This is a genomic window from Dietzia sp. DQ11-71, from assembly GCF_014144995.1.
GTDB classification, from domain to species: Bacteria; Actinomycetota; Actinomycetes; order Mycobacteriales; family Mycobacteriaceae; genus Dietzia; species Dietzia kunjamensis.
Genome location: NZ_JAALDT010000029.1, coordinates 1 through 3,922 on the forward strand (window position 1 = coordinate 1; position 3,922 = coordinate 3,922).

Annotated in this window: 3 protein-coding genes; 2 read left to right on the top strand and 1 reads right to left on the bottom strand. The window is 71.7% G+C overall.

What is annotated here, in order from left to right; all coding sequences use genetic code 11:
- Both G6023_RS01210 and G6023_RS01215 read left to right on the top strand, forming a co-directional pair.
- The coding region (locus G6023_RS01210; RefSeq protein WP_182633876.1) for a cupin domain-containing protein at positions 1–371 on the top strand (371 nt) is incomplete at its 5' end.
- A 426-nt stretch (positions 372–797) separates the two neighbouring features.
- Complete coding sequence (locus G6023_RS01215) at positions 798–2,432, top strand: HNH endonuclease signature motif containing protein (protein ID WP_187699853.1); 1,635 nt, start codon at positions 798–800, stop codon at positions 2,430–2,432.
- 11 nt (positions 2,433–2,443) lie between these two features.
- On the opposite strand, the gene G6023_RS01220 is transcribed toward G6023_RS01215, so the two are convergent.
- The coding region (locus tag G6023_RS01220; protein ID WP_241727598.1) for a SidA/IucD/PvdA family monooxygenase at positions 2,444–3,922 on the bottom strand (1,479 nt) is incomplete at its 5' end.

Consider the following 3,922-nt stretch of genomic DNA (forward strand, 5'->3'; position numbering starts at 1 on the left):
CCGGCGACCCCGGCGGCACCGGCCGGGGCCCTTCCCACCCCGAGCGGGTCGACGTCCAACGCGCCACCGAGGGCGCCACCCTGACCCGTGCGGAAGGGACGGTCGGCGGCCACACCCGGCTGCTGCCCGGAGGCCCGGGCGGCACACAGTTCCTCGAGTTCGTGGAGACCAATCACGTCCCGGGCCGGTTCTTCGAGCACCCCGGCCAGGAATGGCTCTACGTCACCCGGGGCACCGTCCTGCTCGAGGTCGGCGATTCCCTCACCCGGCTCGAGGCCGGCGACGTCGCGAGATACAACGGCACCCTCCCCCACCGTTGGTACGTCCCCGACGGCGGCGAGGCGTGCCTCATCGTCGCCCGACCGGGTTGACCGCGACCGGGCCGCCCGACCTGCGCCTGACCAGCACGACCACCACGACCACCCACCTCACTGCCCTGGGACATCCCCGCCCCGGCGCCCTCCCTCGCGCGCCGACCTGGGGCGCCCTGCGGTGGCCGAGCAGGGCACCCCAGGTCAGAACGCCCAAGACCGTGCACCGCCCACAGCGCCACACCCTTCACCGAACCAAAACCCGGACCCGGACCCACCACTCCCCCGAGACCGCCCGCACCACGCATGCCCTCTACCTGCGGTGCCCTGCGGAGGGTGCGCAGGGCACCGCAGGTCAGCGGGCGCCGCGGTGATCAGCGACGACGACGAGGCCGGGCATCTCCTCCGTAATGAGATGACACTCGCTCGCGTGTTCGATCCAGTCTCCCTGCCCGCAATGTCAGACCTAGAACATATGGTCGAACCATGACGAGCACCTCCAAGTCCGACGCCCATGATTCCGCCTCCCATGCGGCGATCGTCCCCGATGCCCCCGGCCCGTTCGTGCCGCCTAAGGGGTTCACCACAGCGACGGGTCCCGCCGTCGACGTGATCGTTCCGGAGGCGTACGCCCGGTGGGATCCGCATCAACAGCGGGGCTATCTCGCCCAACGGCTGATCAACGCGGCGGAGGGGCGCACCGTCGCCTTCGCCTACGACTGCGTCCGGGTCGCGGGTCAGCGCGACCGACACCGGGACCCGTGGGAGACCGCCGCCTCGATGATCAGTGCCGCGATGGCCCTGTCCCGCCACGGTGCGTCCCGCTTGGTCACCACCGCGGTCGAGCTGACCGAGCGCCTTCCGCGTACTGCGGCCCTGCTCACGACCGGATGGATCGGCATCCTCGCCGCCCACACGATCGCCGAGGAGACCGCGATGGTCGCCGACGAGCTCATGCCCGAACTCGACAGGCGGATCAGTGAGGCACTGGCTCCCACCAGACGCCGCACCCACCCACCGAGACTCGGCCCGCTACGAAAAATGCTCACCAAGACCGTCTCGGCGTGCGACCCGGTCGGCGCCGATGCCAGGGCGAGAGAGGCACGGCGGGACCTGGACGTCGAGATGGTGCCGCTCGCCGACGACAGGGCTCTCATCACAGCGCACCTCACCGCTGAGACCGCCGTCGAGATAGCCGAGCGCATCGAGGCCCTCGCCCGTACCGCCTCCGAGGACGACCCGCGGTCTCTCGGCGAGCTGCGCGCCGCCGGTCTGCTGGCGCTGAGTCGGGGGTGGGCCTGCCTGCCCGACGTCGACGGTGAACACCCCGGAGATCCGGACGGGCAGACCGCTGCCCGCCGGGTGACCATCTACGCGTACGACGATGGCAGTGCGGACAACCGGGGCCTCACGCTGGCCCGGTACGGTCCGATCACCGGTCACACCGCTGACGAGCTGGAGCGCAGCGCTCGTCGCCGGATCGACTCACTGGCAGACCTCGCGGCCCCCGACTCCGATGCCGCCCGGCGGTACGCGCCCTCCGAGGCGGTGTCACGCTTCTGCAAGGGCCGTGACGGCACCTGTGTCTTCCCCGGTTGTCAGACGCCCGCGGAGAAGACCGACCTGGACCACATCATCCCGTTCGACCACGGGAACCCGGAGTGCGGCGGCCACACCACGTCCGACGATCTCGGCTCCCTCTGCCGCTTCCACCACCGACTCAAGACCGACGGCATCTGGGCCTACTACCGGGACACTGACGGGGCCTACGTCTGGCTCCACGGACCCCATCACCCGGCGGCCGATCCGGCGACGCGCATCACTACGGTCCCCGGTGGACCACTGGCCGCGCTCGCCGCGCCACGCCACCCGGAGTCCAGTCGTCGGCAGCAGGAGGCGGCCGAAACCGGTAGGACCGGCGAGGGCTCGCCGGTGTCGCGGAAGCGACCCCATCTGCGTCACCGCCGCGCGGCGGAGCGCAGCAGGCTGCGGGCCCAGGCTCACCACCGTCGACAGGAGGACCGTACCGGGCGCCCGTCGCGCTCCGCACCGCCGGAGGATGACCGGCCCCAGCAGGACCAGCCGCGGTCCTCGGCGATCGACGATGAGCCACCGTTCTGATGGCGGGGCCGTCAATAGCGGGGGCTCGTCGGATACCAACCGTCGTCGGGGCGGTGCGGGCCGATCGACCGGACCTCGCGGAACTCGAAGCCCGCGAAGTCGTCCGCGAGGTGGTCCCAGTTCTCGCGGGTGATCGCGGTGGTGATCGCCCCCGCGATACGACCGACACCACCGTAGATGCCGGACAACTGGTTGCCGGTGACGCCCATGGACGTGCGCGCGCCGGTCGAGAAGTGGTGCAGTCTGGCCACCCATGGCGCGGAGCCCGGTCGGCGTTCGGTGAACTCGAAACCCGGTCCCAGGTAGGGGTTGCGTCCCGCCGGGTGTTCGGAGGCGTAGTCGTGCACGTCGGCCCAGAGGGCGATGTCGTCGACGAACTCCGAGAGTTCCGGCCGCAGTCGCAGATCGACCTCGTACCCGGTCGCGGCGATCACCACATCGGCGTGGAATCGGCCGCCGGGGGTGTCGATCGCGAGTTCGGTCCCGCCGGCGCCGTCGTCTACCACCGCGACCGAGTCCCAGCCGCAGCCGGTGTGCAGGGCGAAGTCGGGGTGGGCGAAGCACCGCCACACCGTGTGCTGGGTCGGCGGCTGCGGCAAGCCCCCACTCAGGAGGGTGAAGTCCCACTTCGCACGATCGTCGAGGTCGTAGAAGCGTTCCTGCATGCCGGGGAACTCCATCCACCGCAGCGGGTTGGAGTCCGGGACGGTGTCGCGTCGCACGAACACCTCAGCTCGCGCGGCGCCGTGGTCGAGGGCGGTGGCGGCGTTGTCGAACCCGGAGGCTCCGCCGCCCAGGACGGCGACCCGCCGGCCGCGCAGGGCCTCGAAGTCGATCGGGTCCTCGGTGTGGAACCAGCGCTCGCGCGGCAGCGAGCGGACCATCTCCGGGACCCGCTGCCCGCCGCCGCCGCTGAGGCCGAGAGCGAACACGATCCGCCGGGCGGTCAGTGTCTGAGTGGCCCCGTCGGCCGCGGTCACCTCCACGACGAAGGGCCCATCCGCCGTGGCGGGTCGGTGCACGGCCGTCACTCGCGTCTCGTGGCGGACCCCGATCCCCGCCGCCGCGCGGTACCAGCGCAGGTAGTCGTTCCAGTCCAGGCGCGGCACGAGGTCGATCTCCTGCCACGCCTGCTCGCCGTAGACCGCCTCGAACCAGCGGCGTACGTGCAGCGACGGGACGTCGAATTCGATGCCGCGCATGTGCTTGGGGCTGCGCAGGGTGTGCATGCGTGCGTACCGGTCCCAGCAGCCCACCCGGTCGGCGGGCCCGTCGTCCACCACCAGGACCCGGTCGATCCGTTGACGGCCGAGAGCGAAGGCGGTGCCGAGCCCGGCCTGACCGCCCCCGATGACGAGCACGTCGAGTTGCGCGGAGCCGGGTTCGCGCGGGATCCAATCCCGGGCGTGGCTCGTGGTGGCGATGTCCTCGCGGACGCGCGCGGTCAGCGCCGCGAGCCTGGCGTCGGCGTCGGCCAGGCGGCGCGGGCC